This window comes from Psychrobacter sp. 1U1 (assembly GCF_051847535.1).
Classification (GTDB): Bacteria; Pseudomonadota; Gammaproteobacteria; order Pseudomonadales; family Moraxellaceae; genus Psychrobacter; species Psychrobacter saeujeotis.
Genome location: NZ_JBPYDD010000018.1, coordinates 1 through 501 on the forward strand (window position 1 = coordinate 1; position 501 = coordinate 501).

At 50.9% G+C, this 501-nt stretch carries 1 protein-coding gene; it reads left to right on the forward strand.

Going from position 1 to position 501, the window contains the following annotated elements; translation table 11 throughout:
* Positions 1-501: FAD-binding oxidoreductase (locus ACS8FB_RS13605; RefSeq protein WP_439263643.1), on the forward strand; the 501-nt coding region annotated here is incomplete at both ends.

The window sequence follows — 501 nt, forward strand, 5'->3', positions numbered from 1 at the left end:
GTACTGGTCTATCGGCAGGCGCAGTGGCTGCTAACGGCGAGATAGTAGTCAGCATGGATAAGATGAATCAGATTGGCACATTTTATCCCGCTGATCGCCTAGTAGAGATCGAAGCCGGTGTGGTCACCGAGCAACTGCAGCAGTTCGCTGAATCTAAGGATTTGTACTATCCGGTTGATTTTGCCTCGGCAGGTTCGAGCCAAATGGGCGGCAACATCGGCACCAATGCCGGCGGCATAAAGGTGATTCGCTATGGTATGACCCGCCAATGGATTATGGGCTTAACGGTAGTCACTGGCAAAGGTGATATCTTGCACCTCAATCGCGGGATGATCAAAAACGCCACCGGTTATGACTTGCGTCAATTGTTTATCGGTAGCGAGGGGACTTTAGGATTAGTCACTCAGGCGCAGATTAAGCTAGACCGACTCCCGCAAGACTTAAACGTCATGGTGCTAGGCATGGACAGCTTCAACGATGTGATGAACGTACTATCCGCCT